The organism is Robertmurraya korlensis NBRC 107688 (assembly GCF_001591645.1).
Classification (GTDB): domain Bacteria; phylum Bacillota; class Bacilli; order Bacillales; family Cytobacillaceae; genus Robertmurraya_A.
This window is the reverse complement of record NZ_BCVH01000008.1, coordinates 116,526-135,751: the sequence shown is the minus strand read 5'-3', so window position 1 is coordinate 135,751 and position 19,226 is coordinate 116,526. Positions and strand designations below refer to the sequence as shown.

Sequence of the window (19,226 nt, the reverse complement as noted above, 5' to 3'; positions counted from 1 at the left end):
TGTAACTTTCCCTGCTTAGAATATAATGTTATGCGTACAAGATGAGTTGGATTTTATATGTAATCCTTTACAATCAACCTTACAAGTTGACTGTTTTTAATCTATTCCCTCTCAACTTGTACGCATAACCTTTAACTTGATTGTACCACCTATCCTTATTTTTTCAATGGTATTTATTAAAAAATATTTAAGTTTATTTGACAAAATTGTTTAAAAATCAGTTCTTTATCATACGGACAGCAAATACTTTCGGCACTTTATAGCCTTCATGTGCCTTAAATTGGATTCGTGCACTTGTCTTGTTCTCTGTTACCGAACGAGGAATCTCATACCGTACAAGTACAAACTTGTTCATTTCCTCTAGTTCTATTACTCCCTCTTTCAACAGATACCCATCTATACTTAAATCAAAGGACCTCTTCGTTTCAATTTCTTGTGTATACATAACAATTAGCGATTGTGATGCCTCGGAATCTACCGTTAATAAGAAAGTAAAATACCCACTTGGCCATGTATCTCTATACTTCCGATTCGACTCAACACCTAATCCAACATGTTCTCCCTCAAAATCATGATCTCGTTCTGGCTGCATTTCACCAGGTTGGAAAAAATCAACGGTTTTTTGCTGAAGTTCACGTTCTTTTTCAAGAGAAGTTTTATATGCTAGTTCGGTCTGTTGCCACTCACTTTCGGAAAAAACATCCCAATATACAGTTGTACTTCGGTCATGCATTAAATAGAAAGGATACAGTTCCACGTTTCTTGGGTAGCCAATTTTCTCCATAATGTACTGATGATTCTTTTCAGCAACTGACTTTACATAATTTGTGATCGTAGAATGATTGGTCACAAGCACAGGTGTAAACAGCAAGTCCTTCGATTTTCCTTCCTCATTTATCGAGCCTAGATCCCCTGCCAACACAAGAGGACCACTCATAAAGGCAATTCGATTCGGGTTATCGTTCATCTTCTCTAGTCGTAGGGTCATGGGCATGACTAATTCAATCGTGTCTCCCTGCTGCCAAGTTCGTTCAATCGTAATGAAACTCGAAGGCTTGTTGTTATGAAGATACATTTCCCCGTTCACATAAACACACATTCCTTGTTCTGCCCAATATGGGTACCGAACCGAAAGAGCAAATTCCTTCGAATTCTCACAATCGATTGTTAAAGTTACTCTTCCATTATTGGGATAATCAGTAGATTGCTGAAGCGTGACCCCCATCTCCGTCCAGTCTAGCTTCGATGGAATATACTGATTAATATACAATGAGTTCTCCCCATAGAAATAGATATTATTTCCATAGCTTGAGTGATTCTCCATTCCAGACCCAACACAACAGGTAAAATCATTAAACTTTGAATTGTATACTTTGTGACCGCCCATATCGAGTGAGACAAAATACGTAACTGTTCCTTCAGTTGGATGCTGAGACGCTAGTATGTGATTGTATAAAACCCGCTCATAAAAATCTCCCTGAATCGCTAAAGGATTCCATTGAAATAGATGTTTTGTCAGCTTTAGCATGTTGTACGAATTACAAGTTTCACAAGTAAACGCACCAAGTCGATCACTTAACTTGTTTGGCTCTCCAAAATGTTCATTCATACTATTTCCACCAATAACATAGGAATGGTGGCTGGTGACTTGGTTCCAAAAAAATTCAGCAATCGTTCGGTATGATTCATTCTGAGAGACCTCGTACTGACGGGCAGCCCCTACTATTTTTGGAATCTGTGTATTTGCATGTCTCCCTGCTAATTGATCCAATCCATTTGCGAGAGGATTGAGTACCTCTTCATGATGAAATTGCTCGGATAAACTCCAGAAACGATCATCTCCTGTATCAACAGCTAAGTCCGCTAACACCTCGGACATACCACCAAATTCACAATGTAAAACGGCTTGTATTTGCTCATGCGTTAAATAAGAAAAAATGTCTACTAACCACAAACCTAGTTTCTCTTCTACTTGAAGCGCCTTTTTACTATTTGCTAAATGAAAGGCATCTCTTAATCCTGCAAATACTTTATGAATAGAATACAAAGGAACCCAGCCACCGTTTAAATCAAAACCTTGCGAGCGAATGTCACCTGATTTTATTTCCTCAAACAGCTCTTTTCCACGTGGCACACCTCCAACATACCCATTGCCATTCGCAATTTGACATTCCGCTAACTCTTCTACTATATAATTCACACGATCTAAAAATCTCTCATCCTCTGTAGAAGCAAACATCATCGCACAACCAGACAAGTAGTGTCCAAGAGTATGCCCCGATATCCCTTGTGCTTCCCAACCATCGTAATTTTCAGCCTTTGGCTCTAAACCTGCATACTCTCTAAAACGGGAGAGTAACCGGTCAGGTTCAAGTTGCAATAGATACTCCTTATTTAATTCCATCGCCGCTTTAAGTGGTCCACCAGTAACCTTTACACGATTTAACTTAAATGCTTTTACCTCCATTTCCTCCACTCCCATCTACTACTCTACTTTTTTTCCAATGATGACATTTCCCTGTTTATCTTTCCCCGTAAAGACAAGTGTTGGATTCCAATTCTCCCAATCCCAAGCTGGTAATATGATAATCTCACAAAGTCTTTCGTCCAAATGAACTTCAAAAATATTGTCTTTTTTATACTCCCATACCCCTTCACCCTTAGCAGGAAGTGTGATAGAACGCGAAGGAATCAGTTCATGTTCATTTTTATCCATCCAAATATATTCCCAATTTCCATACATAAGTTCCGGATCAACTGGCTGTTCCTCTTCACCCGCATATCTTTCAGGAGAAACGAGTGGCCAACCATCCTCAGTCCATACAATCTTTCTCACATGTAAGTAATGCCAATGGGGATCCTTCTCTCCTCTTGCATGATGAACGATATAATAGTTATCACCATCTTGTAAAACCGAATTATGACCCGGTGCAATCCAGCCTTCCTTATCGCCAAATTTATATCCACCTAATATCTTCATTCCTACTTCGTTTGGTGGAAGTTCTAAATTGGTCATTTCATTCCCATCATAGTCAAGATAAGGACCCTCAATAGAATGAGACCTTCCCACGCGAATATGATAATTCTTAAATAACGAATCATAGGAAACGAATAAGTAATATTCATCAAACTCAGGATGATAGACAATATAAGGTCCTTCAATCGCAGCCTCTACACTGGTATGCCTTTTTGCAACTAGTGTTTCTTCACTTCCTGCGCGTTTTTTCCCTGTTGCCGGATCAACAGGGAAAACATACAATCCACCAAAGAAGCTTCCATAGACTAACCACGGATTTCCATCACGGTCAAACGTAATATTCGGATCAATCGCGTTGGGCCCAGGTACATCCTGCTGCGATTTCACTACCTCTCCTTGATCCTGCCATGGCCCTTCAATACTATGACTTGTTGCAACTCCAATAAACGACTGAGTTTTTCCGAATTGTGAAGCGGCATAGTACAGATAGTAGGTGTCACCGAACTTGGCTACTTCCGGTGCCCAGAGACCCTTAGCCCCCGTCCAATCGTAAGCATCTTTTGGAATTTCATCAAACGCATGACCGACAAATTCCCATTCTACTAAATCCTTTGATTTCCTTATTTGAACCCCACCAGTTGCAGGTCCACCATATTTCGCATCAGTCGAAAATACATAATAGGTATCGCCATCCTTGAAGCTAGCTGGGTCATGAGCATTGTTGATATTCCACTTACTTTCATCGTGAATAATTGATTCATCATATAATTTATACTTAATTGGTTCTTTAGGAAATTTCATCCTAATCACTCTCCTTTATTTTGCTTTTTTCCCCAGAGGGCCGTTCCTTCTTCATTCATCCCGGTAAAAACAAGGGTTTCATTCCAATTTTCCCAGTCCCATCCCGGTAGTACTTTTATGGTATAGTCCCAATAATCCTCAGGAGCAACTCCTGGATCGTAGATTGATAAGGTAAGTGTATTGTCACCAGATAATTCCCAGTTGCTCTTTCCACTTTCATCCTCTATCTTTCCATTCGAAAGGAAGGTAAGTTTCCGGGAAATTTGCATGGTGTCGTCATATCGCGGAAGGAGAATTTGCTCCCAGTCTCCAATGATGTGCCGCTCTTCAATTTTCTGTTCTTTTTCACCCGCATATCTCTCTGGAGATACAACTGGCCACCCATCCTCTGTCCATACGATTTTTCTCACATGTAAATGAGACCAGAATAATTCCTCACCTGCTCTTGCTTGATGGATTAAATAATAATTCCCATCATCCTCTAGCAAGCCATTATGACCAGTTCCAATCCATCCACTATCTTTGCCAAAAGCATACGATCCAACAATTTTATTACCGGTATCAAAGGAATCATCTGACGAATCAACCATATCGTTTTCGTTGAAGTCTAGATAAGGACCTGTGATATTCTTCGACCGAGCGGTCCTGACGTTATACGTATCCTCCAACCATTCATAGGAAACGGTTAAATAGTAATACTCTGTGTCTGGATTATAGATGATTTCCGGAGCTTCAATTCCATAGCTCATATTTTTTCGTTGGGCAATTAATGTCCCTTCTGCAGTAGGATCTTCTAATTTCCCTGTTTGCGGATCCATTTTTGTGATAAAAATGCCACCAAAATATGACCCATAAACCATCCATGGCTGTCCTTCAGTATCAAACGTGATATCAGGATCGATGGCATTTACCGTGTACTCATCACCTTCCTGCGTTTTAAAAACAGCTCCTTCATCCTTCCAGGGCCCCTCCAATGAGTCACTTGTCGCTAAACCGATATACGAAGTTCGCTTTCCAACTGAGGAGACGGAATAGTACAAGTAAAACTTATCATTCATTTCAACAACATTTGGCGCCCAATACGTCGTCCCACCAGTCCATTCCCACGCTTCATTTGAGACTTGATCAAATACTCGACCAACAAACTCCCAGTGAATTAGATCCTTCGACTTACGTATTTGAATACCGGGTGTCGGTGGTGCACCGACCATGTAATCAGTCGAGTACACATAATACCAATCCCCATTTTTGATAATGGCCCCGTCGTGGGTAAAATTTGTCGTCCACTCCTCTTCTTTGTAAATGATGTCATTCATTACTTTAGGAATAACCCTTTCTGAAGGAGGAGAAGGAAGGCTTAGCCCCGATAGATCATTTGTATTTGGTTTCATGTTTCTAGGCGTAATCAATAGGGCAAACATTAGTAACATGGCTATACCTATTGCTAGATAAATTCTCTTTTGTTTGTTCACTGTTGTGGCTCCCAACAAATAAAATATGAAAAAAAATGCACTTATCCGTGTATCCCTCGATAAGTGCCTTTCCATTTTTTTGTTATTCAATTTTTCAATCAAAATATTCCCGGTATTTTGATTTGCATTTTTTGAATCAATGTATCAACCTTTTACTCCTGAAATAGCAATCGATTCGATTATCTGCTTTTGGAAGATAATAAATACGATTAACATTGGTAGTAACGCAACTACTGATGCCGCCATGATTAATGGATAATCACTTTGGATTGCATACGATGCGTTAAAGTTTGCAATTACTAACTGCAAGGTTTGTTTCTCTGGTGAATTCAAGTAAAGAATCGGACCTAAGTAGTCATTCCAGATCCCCATAAACCATAGGATTAACTGAGCAGCAACCGCTGGTTTAATTAATGGAAAGATAATCTTATAAAAGATTTGGAAATACGAGCATCCATCAATTTTTGCAGCTTCAATAATGGAATTAGGAACGCTATTCAAGTATTGTCGTAAGAAGAAAATCATGAACAAATTCCCAAATAGTCCAGGTACGATTAATGGTAATAAACTATCTACCCAACCGATACTTGAAAACATAATGAACTGTGGAATCATGAGCACCGGATAAGGAATCATAACCGATGCAAAAAGCATAATAAAGATTTTATTTTTCCCATTGAACTTCAGCTTCGCAAATGCAAAAGCTGCTAAACTCGAAGTAAGAGTACCAATAATGGTTACTGATAATGCCACAATTAAACTGTTACCAATCCCCGATAAAAGTGGCCCCATATCCCAAATTTCAAGATATTTAGAAAAGGAGATATCTTTCGGTATCCATACAGGAGGTAGAGCAAAAACGTCTTCCTTCGATTTAAGTGACGTAGAGAACATCCATAAGAGTGGAGCTACCATAAAAATCGCTCCGAAACTTAGGAAGGCAAAAACAAATATATTGGTAATTCTATCTTTCTTTTTTTCAGACATTGGTTCAGCTTTTACTTCCTTTTTTACAACTGCAACTTCCATTGTTAAAAGCCCCTTTCTATTAGTCTTTTTATTATCCTAGTCTTAATCCAAATCAAAGGAAGATTTTTCGTTCATCTTAAATTGGATTAGGGTAATAATAAAGATGAAGAGTCCTAATACCAAGGCCATTGCAGATGCATAACCTAATTGGAAGTTACCAAATGCTTTTTGCCAAATGTAGAAAACAACTGATGCTGAACTATATTCAGGACCACCAGTAGGTGTCATAACATTAATCTCAGTGAAGATTTGCGCTCCACCAATAATATTTGTAACGATAATAAAGAATGTTACTGGTTTTACCATTGGAAGCGTGATATGCCAAAAGGCTTGAAAAGCGTTTGCTCCATCCAATTTCGCAGCTTCATAGAACGTTTTAGGTACACTCTGTAGTGCTGCTAAGTAAAGCAACATGGTATATCCTAATCCTTTCCACACAGCCATAATAATTAAAGCTGGTTTTACCGTAGCTGTATTTTGCAACCAGTTAGGACCCTCAATCCCAATAAGATCTAAAAATTGGTTAACTAAACCATAATCTCCGTTATACGCCCACTGCCAAAGAATAGAAACCGCAGCAATGGAGGAAATGACAGGAATATAGTAAAGAACACGGAAGGTATTCGTTCCAAAGATCCCTCTATTGAGAGCTAGAGCCAGTAATAGCGCTAGCACAATTCCAATTGGAATACCTAGCATCATAAAAAATGTGTTATACATCGACTTGTAAAAGTACTCGTCTTTAAATAAATTTATGAAGTTTTCAAAGCCGATAAACTCCATTTGTCCTAGACCATTCCAATTCGTAAAGGCTCCATACATTGAATAAATAAGAGGAACCATTGCAAAAATGAGGAATCCTAAGACTGGTGCTGCAATAAACAAATAGGCATATCTTTGTTCTGTGCGATACAGCTTGGATGTCGCTTTCATCTTTCCTCACCCTTTCAGCAAAAGCATGAATTCACATGCTTCCTTTTGGTACAAATAACAATTTGAATTAAAGATGTAAATGATGCTAGCTTATGATTCTATGAACCTAGCACCATTTACACTAATTAGACTACCATTAAAACATGATTATTTAGTAGCTTGCTTCTCTTGTGCAATTGCTGCATCTAAAAGCTTTTGCATTTTTGGTTGTGCTTCTTTTACGTAGTCTTCAACAGTTGTCTTACCATCTAAAACTGGTTGGATATTTTTGAAGAACTCATCGTACCATTCAGCAGTATACGTTTTTTCAGCTGGGAATCCACGACCGTAGTCATTAATGATATCAAGGAATTCCTGTTTATTCTCAGGTTTGATTGAAGCGTCAGCAGCCCATGCATCAGCAACTTCAACACTGTTTGGTAATTGTACTTGTGCATCAACTAACGCTTGTTGTCCCTCTTGGTCAGCAGATAAGAACATTGCTAATTCAGCTGCTTCTTTAGCATGTTTCGTTGTTGCTCCAACACCGATACCTAAAGATCCAACCCAAGCCGAAGCTTTACCAGTAGAACCTGCAGGCCAAGGAAGTAGATCGTATTCAAACTTTAATTGTTCTTCGAATGCAGCCATATCCCATGGTCCAACTGGGAAGAACGCTAATTGACCCTTTAACCATCTTTGGTACGTATCTAATGTTTGAGCGTCACCAATAGAAGGAGTAATTTGGTGTTTGTTTTGTTGGTCTACAAAGAATTGTAATGCTTCGATAAACTTCGGATCGTCGATTGTAACCTTCGTTCCATCTTCGTTAATCCAGTCTGCGCCGTTACTCCAAACAAACGGTTGTAATGCCCAGTTTACGTTAAATCCAGTTCCATACTGATCCATTTTGCCATCGCCATCATTATCTTTCGTTAATTGCTTAGCAACATCAATGAATTCATCCCAAGTGTATGGCTTGTCTTTATCAGGAAGTGGAATTCCTGCTTCTTCAAACATTGTTTTGTTGTAACCTAGAGCGAAAGGTCCTAAATCTTTTGGTAATCCATAGATTGAACCTTGACCTAATGTTTCACCATCAAAACGGTACTTATTAACCCCAGCTTCCCAAATGTCATCAATTTTCACGTCAGTTGATCCTTCAACTTGTTCCGTAATATCTAATAATACTCCAGAGTTCACATATGCTTTTACTTGTGCTGGGTTATAGAAGAAAACATCTGGAATCTTACGTCCAGCAATTGCTGATTTTAACTTCGTATCATATTGATCAGGAGCTGTTTGAACCATTGTAACTTTTACATCCTTGTTCGCTTCTTCATATCTCTTTACAGTAGCTTTATAAGCTGCTAGTTCTTCAGGATTTCCTCTAAACATAAAAGTAAGTTCAACCTTACCGTCACTGCTAGCAGATTCTTTACCTGAGCAACCGCTAAGAACTGCACCTATGATCATAATTGCAAGAAGCATTAATACACCGAATTTTTTAGATGATTTAAACAAGTTAACCCCTCCATCTTAACCTATTGTAGTTATAAATGATTGAAATCAAGAAAACTATTTGTAAGCGTAATCACTTTGCTTAAAAAAATAATAGCTTATTCCCTACTGTAAGAACAGTCTTTTTTATATGTACGTACATGTTAGGGAATCACATATAAATCCCTCCTAATAAAATGGTAGTTTGCAAGTAAAAGCAATTGACCCTCGAGAGTTTTTCTCTTTGAAAGCGTATTCTCTACAATTAAAATAGTAATATACCTGTTCGTACATGTCAACGTGATTTTTCAAAAAAATTATTATTATGTCCGTACGTGTTCACATTTCTTTATATAATATACTTGTATGGAATAGTTTTTTTCCTTTTTATTTGATACAATGGTATTATTAGATATATGTTGTACGTATAAGTTTGTTAAATATTGTACATGGAATGGAAAGCGGTGATACCTCAGTGGCGCAACAAAAAACGAAATACAACATGGTTAAGGAAAAGATCGTGGAGTGGATTGAAACGGGGAAGGTAAACCCTGGGGAAAAAATTTATTCTGAAAATGAACTTGTCCAGATATTTGGAGTAAGTAGACATACGGTACGACAAGCGGTAGGAGATTTAGTGCATGAAGGTCTACTGTATCGTGAACAAGGAGCAGGTACCTTCTGCTCGCACAGACCAAAACAATCACAACAACCGCATCATCTTTCCTCTTCGAATACGAATGGTAAAAATATTGGAGTTATTACAACTTATATTTCAGATTATATTTTTCCATCTATTATTAAAGGAATTGAATCATATCTGACCACTCAAGGGTATTCATTAACTTTTTCTTGCACAGATAATAATGTGGAAAAAGAAAAGCAATGTTTACAAACGATGTTGGGCAGAAATATTGATGGGCTTATTGTTGAACCTACGAAGAGTAGTAATTACAATCCGAATATTAATTACTATCTTGAGCTTGAACAAAATAATATCCCTTATCTGATGATTAACCAATTTTACTCCCAGCTTATGCCTCCTCATATCATCATGAATGATGAGCGCGGAGGGTTTATTGCAACCGAACATCTTATCAAATTAGGTCATGAAAAAATTATTGGTCTGTTTAAAACCGATGACCTTCAAGGGGTACACCGCATGCAAGGCTTCATTCGGGCTTTCCGAGAGCACGGGGTAACGTTTTTCCCTGAAATGGTTATTACCTATTCAACTGAAGACGTTTATAGCAAAACATTAAATCAACTTGAGGAATTCTTCTCTATGGATGAAAAACCAACCGCAATTGTCTGCTACAACGACCAGTTAGCGGTAAGTATATTAGATGTTCTTCGTAAACTGGACTTAAAAGTACCAGAAGATGTTTCCATTGTTGGATACGATGATTCATTTTTAGCTGAAGCAACAGAAGTGAAATTAACCTCTGTTACTCACCCGAAAATGGAAATGGGAATTGAAGCTGCCAAGTGGATTGTCTCAGCAGTTGAAAAGAAAGAAATGCCACCTTCTAAGGTATATGAACCAGAACTAGTTGTCCGAAACTCCACTATGCAGTTAAAAAAAACTAGTTTGATTTAGCAAATGACCCTTGTCTCTTAAGACAAGGGTCATTTTTTTTGAACGATGGCTTGTAGGATTAGTACAACTTCAGTAACAAAGCTCCATGCGCTGGGAGCTCACACTCAATTGTATCCGTTACTTTACCTAGTTCCTCCTGGTTCCAGAGATCTCGTGCTTGTTTATCATTAGAAATCCCTAACTGGTCGAGTGATGTTTTCACCTTTGCCTCCTCATCCCTCAGATTAAACAGGGCTGTATATAGGTTTCCTTCGCTGTCCTTTGCACTCCAAACCACAAGATCATCCTCTCGAGAAACAAGTTGGTTGCAATAGGATTCTTTGTGCATCTTCAATACCTCAGTATTTGTAAGGAGAGAAAGAGTCCATTCATCATTGTCACGTAAGTCTCCACCAAACATTAAAGGCGACCGAAAAATTGACCAAAGTGTCATCATTGTCATCTGTTCATCTTTCGTGAAGCGAGTCCAGCGGTCTCCTCCCCCACCATCAACCGACCGAATTCCAATATGTCCTAATGGCAGCATGTCGCAATCTGGCCAATGTCCTTCACCGACATAATTGCTCCACTTTTCACAACGCTCAAACATTCCGTACAGAAGATCCCAATGATCCCAGAAGTCGTCCGTCATCCTCCACATATTTGCATATTCAATTAAACGATCCGCAAATTCAGTCGGAGCAGGTCCAGGTGACAGACTAAGAACGATATCTCTTCCACAGTGATCGATGGCCTTACGGATTAGTTCCATCTCCTCTTTATGAAAGTAATAAAGCCTTGATGCCGCAATATCGTCTACCTTAACAAAGTCCACTCCCCACTCCGCGTACATATCAAAAAGAGAATTATAATATTCCTGAGCACCTTCTTTTGAAGCATCAATTCCATACATATCTGTATTCCATGGGCATATGGAGTTAGGGTGAGCAATATCTCGTGCGCGAACCGTTGTCCCAAGAATCGGTGTGTTGGCATGTACCGCCTGGCGAGGAATCCCTCGCATCATATGAATTCCAAATTTCAAGCCTTGTTGATGTACGTAATCAGCTAATGGCTTAAATCCCTGTCCGTTCTCAGCAGAAGGAAAACGATTCACAGCTGGTATAAGTCTTGAATATTCATCCATTTCTAGTGGAACAAACGGACGATAAATAGATGAGGTGGCTCCTGCTTCGTACCATTGAATATCGACTACAATATATTCCCACCCATATTGCCTCAGGTGTTGAGCCATATAGTCTGCATTGCCTTTAACTTCTTCCTCTCTAACCGTTGCACCATAACAGTCCCAGCTATTCCAACCTAGTGGTGGCGTCTTCGCAAATGTGTGATGTTTCATCCTTCATACCGTCCTTCATGTAATTATTTTGCTCTTATCTTGAATAATAAAGGACTGACATCATCACATCTATCATAATATTTTGCCTTCAGTTGTAGAATAATGCTCTTAGCTAAAGCGAATTTCGTTCATGAGTAGCAAATCTTTACCTGTACGAAATTCTCCAGGGGAGAAACCAACCCATGAACGAAATACCTTAATAAAATAACTACTGCTTGAATATCCGATTTGTTCAGCTATCTCCTCTATTGAACATTCTGTGGTTCGTAGAAGATTAATTGCTTTTTCAATCCGTACCTTTGTTACATACTCCATGGGAGCAAGACCTGTACTCTTCTTAAATAATCTACCAAAATGATATTTTGATAGTTGAATGTGAGCAGCTATTTCCTCCAGACTCTGCAATGAGTGATATTCCTCATTTAACAAACGAACCGCTTGGGTAATTTTATCGGGCCAGTCTTCTATTCCTTTTTTACTCCTCATCCCATACCGATAGAGCTCCATAACAAATTGATAAACAATAGAAGACGCCCGAAATCCATCCGTAATTTGGTTTTTAGCTGCTGCTACATACGTACTATGAAGAAAGCGAATCGGAGAGCTATCCACCTCGAATACCGGTGTTCTCCCTAGCATTTCAATTATTTCGTCCCACTCTTTTTCGATTTTAGTAGGACGAAAAAGAATAAAATAAAACTCCCACTCTTCACTTTCCTTCGGTAAATAGTATCGATGAATACTAGGAATTTCCACCAGAAACCCTCGTCCCGGCTCTACCCTATGGAGTTGTCCATTAATGTCGATCTCCCCAAAGCCAGCTACGGTATATTGGAAAAGATATAGTGGGCCATCCTTCCGTTTTAACCCATCCCAATCATAGCTTTCTTCACGTACCTTTTGATGGCCTACAGCAAATAACTGATAAAAGGAAGTATGTAATGTGTCAAGAAACCGAAATCCATACACCTCATTACTCATCTAAAACCCCTACCTACAAGTAATTTATACGTACTCCAAAATGGTTGTTAGTTTGTGGATAACTGCTAGGGGCTCATGATTCGTCTCCGGCTCTCTTTTCCGATGATTAAACCAAAGTGACTTCCAGCCAGCTTTTGATGAACCAACAATATCATTTTCCCAAGAGTCACCAACATAGAGCAATTCGTGAGGCAACAGGTTTACACTGTTTCTCACGTGATGGAAGATGTCTGGATTAGGCTTCGCCACCCCTACTCCATCTGAAACATAGATAAGATGCCTAGGGATATGATCTGTCAGTTGCAAGGAAGTAATTTTGTTGTGTTGATGCTCTACAGGGCCATTTGTAATCATCCCAACGAGTAGCCCCCTCTCCTTCAGTGCTCCTAGTAAACCGGGTACTTCTGGGAACAATTTAAGATGTTTTTGATTATACTCATATTGTTTTTGAAACAAGTTTGCTAATTCAGAATCAATCGTCATATCTAGACTTTTCATTGCCATAATAACCCTTCTCGTTCGAAGGTCACTGAGAGGTGTTTTACCTTCTACATAATCCTTCCATAACAAATCACTAGCCTCTCTAAACTTTATATATAATGCGTTCATCGTTAATTGAGAAGCTACTTCTGGAAAAAGCTTTTTTACAGTCTGTTCAAAAGAGTGTTGTGAGTCATGTAATGTATCATCCAAATCAAAAAATACTGCTTGAATAGTCATACCCTTCTCCTTTCCTATTACCACTATTATAACCTTCTCCCTAATCAGCCAAAAATTCCAGCTTTTTTTATGAACAGGAATGTGCTATTTTTAGGTTAATGCTAGAAAATATGAAAACCTGGGTGAAAACATATGAAATATGAAAACAATCTCTTTTTTAGATTACTAGAAATTGTAACCGCTTTTTTCCAACTTAATATTCTATGGCTTTTATTCTGTCTACCAGTAGTCACCATTTTCCCTGCTACTGTTGCCATGTACTGCGTAACACGACAGTGGATTATTCACAAGGACTATAGTGTTTTTCGCTCCTTTATGAAGTTTTTTAAGGAAAACTTCAAACAAAGCTTTGTTTTAGGATTGCTCTGGCTGTTCTTGTCCGGACTACTTTTCTTAGACTTTTCTTTAATGAGGAGCCTCGGTTCCATGCAAACTATTTTTTTCTCAGTTTTTTTACTCATTGCAGTGGTTATGCTTATTACAACGGTTTTTATTTTTCCAATTATGGCCCACTATGAAATGAAAAGGACGACAATTGTGAAAAACTCATTCTTTTTTTCACTAAGGTTCTTTTTGACTACTATTTTAGCGGTCATTTGTATCGTGATTACTGGAGTCATACTTTATTTCTGGCCGATTTCGTTTATCTTTATTTTCTCCACTTGTGCTTTTTGTATTTCATACTTGTGCAATCGTGTTTTTCAAAAGATCCAAAATCAAGTCACAACTGTATAACTCAAAAAGAAAATGGCAGTTATCATAACTGTCATTTTCTTTCTGATTATCGTAGAGGCGCGAAATCCTTTACCTCTTCAATTATATATTCGATTCTCTCAAGAACTTCTGTAGTAAGCTCTACCTCAACAGCTTTCATATTTTCCTCAATTTGCGAAGGTTTACTTGCTCCAATGATAGCTGAACTAATTTCTTTATGACGTAAAACCCATGCTAACGCTAGCTGACTTAAGGTTAATCCCAATTCGCTTGCTAGGTTATTTAATTTACCAACAACCTCTAGCACATCATTTCTAAAGTAACTATTAATTACTTGATTAGTAGAGTCATTAGCTGCCCGGCTGTCAGAAGGCTTATTTGCACCAAGTTTATATTTACCAGTTAACACCCCTTGCGCTAATGGCGAGAAGACGACTTGCCCGATTCCATGGTTTCTACAAACGTCTATCACCTTATCCTCCTCGATGTATCTTTCAAACATATTATAAATGGGTTGGTTAGAAATAAGTGGGCGAAATTTATGTTCCTTTTGAATATTCACAGCTGCATCAATTTGTTGAGCACTCCATTCACTAACTCCTGTGTACAAGACCTTCCCTTGTCTAACTAAATCATCTAGCGCGTAAAGAGTTTCTTCTATCGGAACCTCTGAATCAAAACGATGGCACTGATACAGGTCAATGTAATCGAGACCTAAGCGTTTTAAACTTGCTTCGCACTGTTCAAAAATATGCTTTCTGGAAAGTCCCCGCTCATTCGGTCCTTCTCCCATTGGAAAAAACAACTTTGTAGCTACCACATAGCTGCTACGTTGATAATTTTTTAGTGCTTCACCAAGAACTTCCTCTGCTTTGCCATTGTTATATGCATTCGCCGTATCAAAGAAGTTAATCCCCAATTCATAGGCTTTATGTATACATTCAAATGCCTTTTTGTTGTCCACAGCTGTTCCAAATGTTAACCAGCTTCCTAATCCTAATTCACTAACCTTTAATCCACTGTTACCAAGTCTGCGATATTTCATTTTCCGTTTCCCTCCAGTAGTTTATTGAACTTGTACGTATCTTTTTTCTCACATCCATGAAAGCCCTTACTGACAATTTACCATAAATTTTCATAGTTTAAAGAAAAATTTATTTTTTAAAGGAAAAAAGGGGATCATCGTAATAAAAAAACGGGCATAAAATCTCCTCGATTTTATACCCGCTTTATTTTTATGCTTGTGTTTCTTGTAACCTTTTTACAGATACTTGACTCGGAACCTCAACTAGCTTTGCCATAGCAATTGCTAACACACAGATAAACCCTGCTAGCAAGAAGGCGTAAGTGAAAGGAAGAGACTTCACAACGATAGGTCCAACAAAGGCTGATAGACCATATGCTTGATACATAAATCCATAGTTACTACCTAGGTTTCTTACACCAAAGTAATCTGCTGTTACTGATGGGAATAGTGCTAGAAATCCACCAAAGCAAAATCCAATTAAGGATACTGCCATTAAAAATAATGGATAGTTCATCATTCCTGTACTCATATAAAACATGATAACAGCTGTTAACCCATAAATTGCCATTAGTGTATTTTTCCGTCCAAAACGATCGGATAATTTACCTAATACAATTCGCCCTGCTGCATTAAACAGAGCAATCACCATTACTGCATTGCCTGCTTGTTCAAGTTCTAAGTTTGCCATATCTACACCAATGTCAACAGCAAAGCTAATCACCATCAATCCAGATACACTGCCAAATAAGAACATAAACCATAGCAGGTAAAACTGGTGGGTACGGAGCATTTGCTTCGGGGTAAACTGATTGTTTGTATCTATATGTGTTTTAGGTAGATTGTTAGCTTCCTGCTGTACAGGTTGATATTTCAACACCTGTTCTTCTGTTGGATTTTTCAATAACTGTGCACCAGCAATCACTAACACTAAATAAATAATACCTAGATACATAAAGGAAGAAGAAACCCCTGACAATTCAATAAAATATCCTATCAATGGCTTATATATAAGACCACCTAGTCCAAATCCTGCAACAGCCACTCCACTAATAAACCCTCTTTTATCTGGAAACCACTTTACACATGCAGATAGTGGGCAAACATAGGTCATACCAATCCCAATTCCACCTATAACACCGTAAAAGAGATAAAGCTGAACTAGTGAGGTCGCTTGACTTGATAACATTAACCCAATCCCCAGTAACAAGCCTCCGATTGTTGCTACCCACCTAGGACCAATTTGATCCTGTAACCTTCCAGCAAAGATCGTAGCAAACGCAAAAACGGCAATCGTAATTGAAAAAGTTACAACAACATCTTCTCTTGCCCAACCAAATTTATCAATCAGGGGCTGATTAAATAAACTCCAAGCATACACTGCTCCTAAATTAATTTGTATGAGAACAGCACCTAACACGACTAACCAACGATTCATTGGATAGAACCTCCTTGTTTAAGATATCAAACTCGCAAAAAAAAAGAGACCAACGGTGATGAATACCCATCAACGTTGGCCTCTTTTGCACTCACAATTATGTGTGTTTACATTAGCAACCAAAATTATTTTCAAATGATTCTATAAATTTATGATTTCTCTCCTCCTTGTCCTTGGACATTGAAAAGAGCTGTCATAATTCTATCTATTATAATTCCGTTTGGTTCGTTGGTCAAGAATATTTCGAAATTAACCGCTGGAATCTCTTATTTTTCCTTCAGATTCTCTAAGTACTTTATTGCTTCAGCTAAAGTAGCAACCGGAACAATTTCTAGGTCATATCCCCCTTTCTCCACTTCATCTAAAGCGTTCTTTTCATTGGAGTCGAGTTCAGACAAATCTTTTGGAACAAAGAAAATATCTATCCCTTGTAAAGAAGCGGATGTAACTTTATGTCTAATTCCTCCAATCTGACCCACATTCCCTTTGTGGTCAATGGTACCAGTTCCAGCAATCTCATATCCCTTCGTAAGGTCTTTTGCAACAAGCTGCTTATAAATTTCTAAAGAAAACATTAATCCAGCAGAAGGTCCACCTATATCCTCACTCTTTAGTTCAACCTGTCTTGCCAAGTCTATTATAAAATCTTCTTCAGGTGTGATTCCAAGTCCAATTCGATTTGATTCTTCCCCAAATGGGATAATTTCAACTGTTTTTTCACGTATCTTACCATTTCTTGTTATTTTTAGAGAAACGGTATCTCCTGCTTCTTTATTCTGTTCAATATAATTGATGAATTCATTTCGTTCCGATACCTTCGTTCCATCCACTTCCGTAATAATATCTCCAACCTTTAAAATTCCTTTTGCTTTTGATTGCTCTGCGATTCCATAAACAAAAATACCGTTATTTTCCATATGTAAATCTTCCCCTGCTTCTGAAAAACTTGAGACAATCGCATTCTGCTTAGAATCTCTCATCATGAAAGAAAGGAGAGTATCGTATTCTTGATTTGTTAAATCGCTCCTGACTTCGGTAGCTTTTTTAATTTCTGTATGGGGAGCTAACAGTCCGTATGCTAAGTAATAAATATTACCCGCTTCTATAGAAAGAACGGTCGTTAAGTAAAAGTTTCCTTTCTCGTCTATATATCCATCCTCGACATTAACCATTGCAGTTAAATCTTCCGTAGTGCCAGGTTGATACAAATAATAAGGTGTTGGAATAAAACCCACAATTATTAAAATAAAGAGAATGAAAAATGTGATCTTGATGCGCTTCGATATACGTTTCATGGTTCACCTACTATAAAATTTTTTGCTCTAATTCAGCAAAGAGATATTCGACACAATCTGTCAAAATACCTTTTTTCTTATTTATATAATGTGAACATAAAAAACCTACTGCTAGTGTGTGGCCTTATATAGACTGTTTGTTTTCAACTGAAGAAACTCTTTATCTAAATCGTGAAGTCTATTGTTGTCATAAAACTTATATGTAATGTATGAGGAAAATCCCCATAGTATTTGTTTATTTTCCTTAGAGCTTTTCTGGGCTGTCATGATTAATGCATCAAAGATTACCCCCAATACAGACAAATCCTTTCTTTCTGTAATATCAAATTCATAAAAGGTAAAATAGAGGAGGTTTTCTAAGTTTTCCATAGGTATGAATAATCTAGCCTTCTCATTTTTATCTTTAAATAGCCTATGTCCTTCTAGTATAGGTGAAACCTCTGAGAGTATCTTCCCAATATTACGAATACAATGTTTAGCCGTGAATGGATCATTGATTGCAGGCGAAGTAGCTCTCAAAGCAATCTCTACTAGCTTCTGAATGGAAAAAGACATATCCTGCGTGGTACTTCTCTGATGGCTCACAGTGACATGGCTTTCACATTGATGGAGTATTTGGTCATCTATCAATCCTATATCACTGTAAATAGTAAAAAGGGTACTTCCCTCTGTAATAAATTCTCCAATTTTACAATTTATTTCAATATATAGATTCTCCCTTGAGGCAAATAAAATCATCTCATCTATCTCAATTTTTTGAATGTAACCTGTGTTTTTATTTTCATAGGTTTTTTTATACGTATAAGGATTAATGAAATCTTTGACAATAAATAGTTCTCCTCTTGTTATCCTGTCTTTTACCATATGACTTGAGCGGAACGTTTCATTTGTTAACTTTTCAATCAGAAAATCAACTTGTATTGACTTCCCGATATAATGAATGAAATGGATAAAAAAGAGTAAACAAATGATTGCAAAAAATACTCCTAACACTGCAGAAATGACATATTCATGATCAATCGATTTTCTCATAAACAATAAGCTATAAATCGAATAAACAAATCCTCCTAAAAATATCCCTAGCACCCTCATCGTCGTTTTGGCTGTCATAAAATTGGGAAGTGCTCTTGGAGAAAATTGAGAGGAATAGGTTGTAAGAACAACCATGATAATAGAAAATGTAAATGTCGTCATTGTTAATAACGCTGAAGACAATGTGGCTAAAATAGTAATAGCTAGCTCCACACTGGTAAGTAAAATCTCAGGCATATATTGGACAAAATGTTTTAAGTAGTATGTATCTATAGTGGTAGTAATAATTGCAAAACTAAGTCCTAGTCCACTATACAAACTGGGTAATAACCAAAGGCTATTCTTAACTTTGTTCGTTAACTTTTTCATCATGGTAGACTTCCCTCGTTTAA

15 protein-coding genes are annotated in these 19,226 nt (G+C 37.8%); 2 read left to right on the top strand and 13 right to left on the bottom strand.

The window, feature by feature from the left end; translation table 11 throughout:
* Positions 1 to 217: 217 nt before the first annotated feature.
* The 6 genes from BKO01S_RS12800 to BKO01S_RS12775 form a co-directional block, all read right to left on the bottom strand.
* Positions 218 to 2,467, bottom strand: coding sequence for a glycoside hydrolase family 127 protein (locus BKO01S_RS12800; protein WP_066054486.1), 2,250 nt, complete (start codon positions 2,465 to 2,467; stop codon positions 218 to 220).
* 18 nt (positions 2,468 to 2,485) lie between these two features.
* Complete coding sequence (locus BKO01S_RS12795) at positions 2,486 to 3,778, bottom strand: arabinan endo-1,5-alpha-L-arabinosidase (RefSeq protein WP_066054341.1); 1,293 nt, start codon at positions 3,776 to 3,778, stop codon at positions 2,486 to 2,488.
* A gap of 5 nt (positions 3,779 to 3,783) precedes the next feature.
* A complete protein-coding gene (locus BKO01S_RS12790) occupies positions 3,784 to 5,250 on the bottom strand; it encodes an arabinan endo-1,5-alpha-L-arabinosidase (protein WP_066054337.1) in 1,467 nt (488 codons plus the stop codon).
* A 144-nt stretch (positions 5,251 to 5,394) separates the two neighbouring features.
* A complete protein-coding gene (locus BKO01S_RS12785) occupies positions 5,395 to 6,237 on the bottom strand; it encodes a carbohydrate ABC transporter permease (RefSeq protein WP_084362070.1) in 843 nt (280 codons plus the stop codon).
* Positions 6,238 to 6,321: 84 nt separating this feature from the next.
* A complete protein-coding gene (locus BKO01S_RS12780) occupies positions 6,322 to 7,212 on the bottom strand; it encodes a carbohydrate ABC transporter permease (protein ID WP_066054332.1) in 891 nt (296 codons plus the stop codon).
* Between the two features lie 147 nt (positions 7,213 to 7,359).
* Positions 7,360 to 8,682 (bottom strand): ABC transporter substrate-binding protein, encoded by a 1,323-nt coding sequence (locus BKO01S_RS12775; protein ID WP_066054485.1) that lies wholly within the window; start codon positions 8,680 to 8,682, stop codon positions 7,360 to 7,362.
* Between the two features lie 463 nt (positions 8,683 to 9,145).
* On the opposite strand from BKO01S_RS12775, the gene BKO01S_RS12770 reads away from it, so the two are divergent.
* Positions 9,146 to 10,291, top strand: a complete 1,146-nt coding sequence (locus BKO01S_RS12770) for a GntR family transcriptional regulator (RefSeq protein ID WP_066054483.1) — start codon at positions 9,146 to 9,148, stop codon at positions 10,289 to 10,291.
* Between the two features lie 58 nt (positions 10,292 to 10,349).
* Here BKO01S_RS12770 and BKO01S_RS12765 read toward each other — a convergent pair whose 3' ends face one another.
* The 3 genes from BKO01S_RS12765 to BKO01S_RS12755 form a co-directional block, all read right to left on the bottom strand.
* Positions 10,350 to 11,630 (bottom strand): glycoside hydrolase family 27 protein, encoded by a 1,281-nt coding sequence (locus BKO01S_RS12765; protein ID WP_066054330.1) that lies wholly within the window; start codon positions 11,628 to 11,630, stop codon positions 10,350 to 10,352.
* Positions 11,631 to 11,738: 108 nt separating this feature from the next.
* Positions 11,739 to 12,611: a helix-turn-helix transcriptional regulator gene (locus tag BKO01S_RS12760; RefSeq protein ID WP_066054329.1), complete on the bottom strand. Its 873-nt coding sequence runs from the start codon at positions 12,609 to 12,611 to the stop codon at positions 11,739 to 11,741.
* 24 nt (positions 12,612 to 12,635) lie between these two features.
* Positions 12,636 to 13,331, bottom strand: a complete 696-nt coding sequence (locus BKO01S_RS12755; RefSeq protein ID WP_157077365.1) for an HAD family hydrolase — start codon at positions 13,329 to 13,331, stop codon at positions 12,636 to 12,638.
* Between the two features lie 132 nt (positions 13,332 to 13,463).
* Here BKO01S_RS12755 and BKO01S_RS12750 point away from each other — a divergent pair, with 132 nt between their 5' ends.
* Complete coding sequence (locus tag BKO01S_RS12750) at positions 13,464 to 14,066, top strand: YesL family protein (protein ID WP_066054321.1); 603 nt, start codon at positions 13,464 to 13,466, stop codon at positions 14,064 to 14,066.
* 46 nt (positions 14,067 to 14,112) lie between these two features.
* Here the strand turns inward: BKO01S_RS12750 and BKO01S_RS12745 are convergent, their stop codons facing one another.
* From BKO01S_RS12745 to BKO01S_RS12730, 4 genes are all read right to left on the bottom strand, one after another.
* Positions 14,113 to 15,090 (bottom strand): aldo/keto reductase family protein, encoded by a 978-nt coding sequence (locus BKO01S_RS12745; RefSeq protein ID WP_066054320.1) that lies wholly within the window; start codon positions 15,088 to 15,090, stop codon positions 14,113 to 14,115.
* Positions 15,091 to 15,280: 190 nt separating this feature from the next.
* Positions 15,281 to 16,507: an L-lactate MFS transporter gene (locus BKO01S_RS12740; RefSeq protein WP_066054318.1), complete on the bottom strand. Its 1,227-nt coding sequence runs from the start codon at positions 16,505 to 16,507 to the stop codon at positions 15,281 to 15,283.
* A gap of 266 nt (positions 16,508 to 16,773) precedes the next feature.
* Complete coding sequence (locus BKO01S_RS12735) at positions 16,774 to 17,802, bottom strand: SepM family pheromone-processing serine protease (protein WP_066054317.1); 1,029 nt, start codon at positions 17,800 to 17,802, stop codon at positions 16,774 to 16,776.
* A 111-nt stretch (positions 17,803 to 17,913) separates the two neighbouring features.
* Entirely contained in the window at positions 17,914 to 19,206 is a 1,293-nt protein-coding gene (locus BKO01S_RS12730) for a DUF2254 domain-containing protein (RefSeq protein ID WP_066054315.1), read from the bottom strand.
* Between the last annotated feature and the right edge of the window lie 20 nt (positions 19,207 to 19,226).

Bases quoted from the DNA above. Each gene is read 5' to 3' on its own strand.
- BKO01S_RS12800 (WP_066054486.1), bottom strand. From the start codon at position 2,467: ATGGAGGTAAAAGCATTTAAGTTAAATCGTGTAAAGGTTACTGGTGGA.
- BKO01S_RS12795 (WP_066054341.1), bottom strand. From the start codon at position 3,778: ATGAAATTTCCTAAAGAACCAATTAAGTATAAATTATATGATGAATCA.
- BKO01S_RS12785 (WP_084362070.1), bottom strand. From the start codon at position 6,237: ATGTCTGAAAAAAAGAAAGATAGAATTACCAATATATTTGTTTTTGCC.
- BKO01S_RS12780 (WP_066054332.1), bottom strand. From the start codon at position 7,212: ATGAAAGCGACATCCAAGCTGTATCGCACAGAACAAAGATATGCCTAT.
- BKO01S_RS12775 (WP_066054485.1), bottom strand. From the start codon at position 8,682: ATGCTTCTTGCAATTATGATCATAGGTGCAGTTCTTAGCGGTTGCTCA.
- BKO01S_RS12770 (WP_066054483.1), top strand. From the start codon at position 9,146: ATGGAAAGCGGTGATACCTCAGTGGCGCAACAAAAAACGAAATACAAC.
- BKO01S_RS12765 (WP_066054330.1), bottom strand. From the start codon at position 11,630: ATGAAACATCACACATTTGCGAAGACGCCACCACTAGGTTGGAATAGC.
- BKO01S_RS12760 (WP_066054329.1), bottom strand. From the start codon at position 12,611: ATGAGTAATGAGGTGTATGGATTTCGGTTTCTTGACACATTACATACT.
- BKO01S_RS12755 (WP_157077365.1), bottom strand. From the start codon at position 13,331: ATGACTATTCAAGCAGTATTTTTTGATTTGGATGATACATTACATGAC.
- BKO01S_RS12750 (WP_066054321.1), top strand. From the start codon at position 13,464: ATGAAATATGAAAACAATCTCTTTTTTAGATTACTAGAAATTGTAACC.
- BKO01S_RS12745 (WP_066054320.1), bottom strand. From the start codon at position 15,090: ATGAAATATCGCAGACTTGGTAACAGTGGATTAAAGGTTAGTGAATTA.
- BKO01S_RS12740 (WP_066054318.1), bottom strand. From the start codon at position 16,507: ATGAATCGTTGGTTAGTCGTGTTAGGTGCTGTTCTCATACAAATTAAT.
- BKO01S_RS12735 (WP_066054317.1), bottom strand. From the start codon at position 17,802: ATGAAACGTATATCGAAGCGCATCAAGATCACATTTTTCATTCTCTTT.
- BKO01S_RS12730 (WP_066054315.1), bottom strand. From the start codon at position 19,206: ATGATGAAAAAGTTAACGAACAAAGTTAAGAATAGCCTTTGGTTATTA.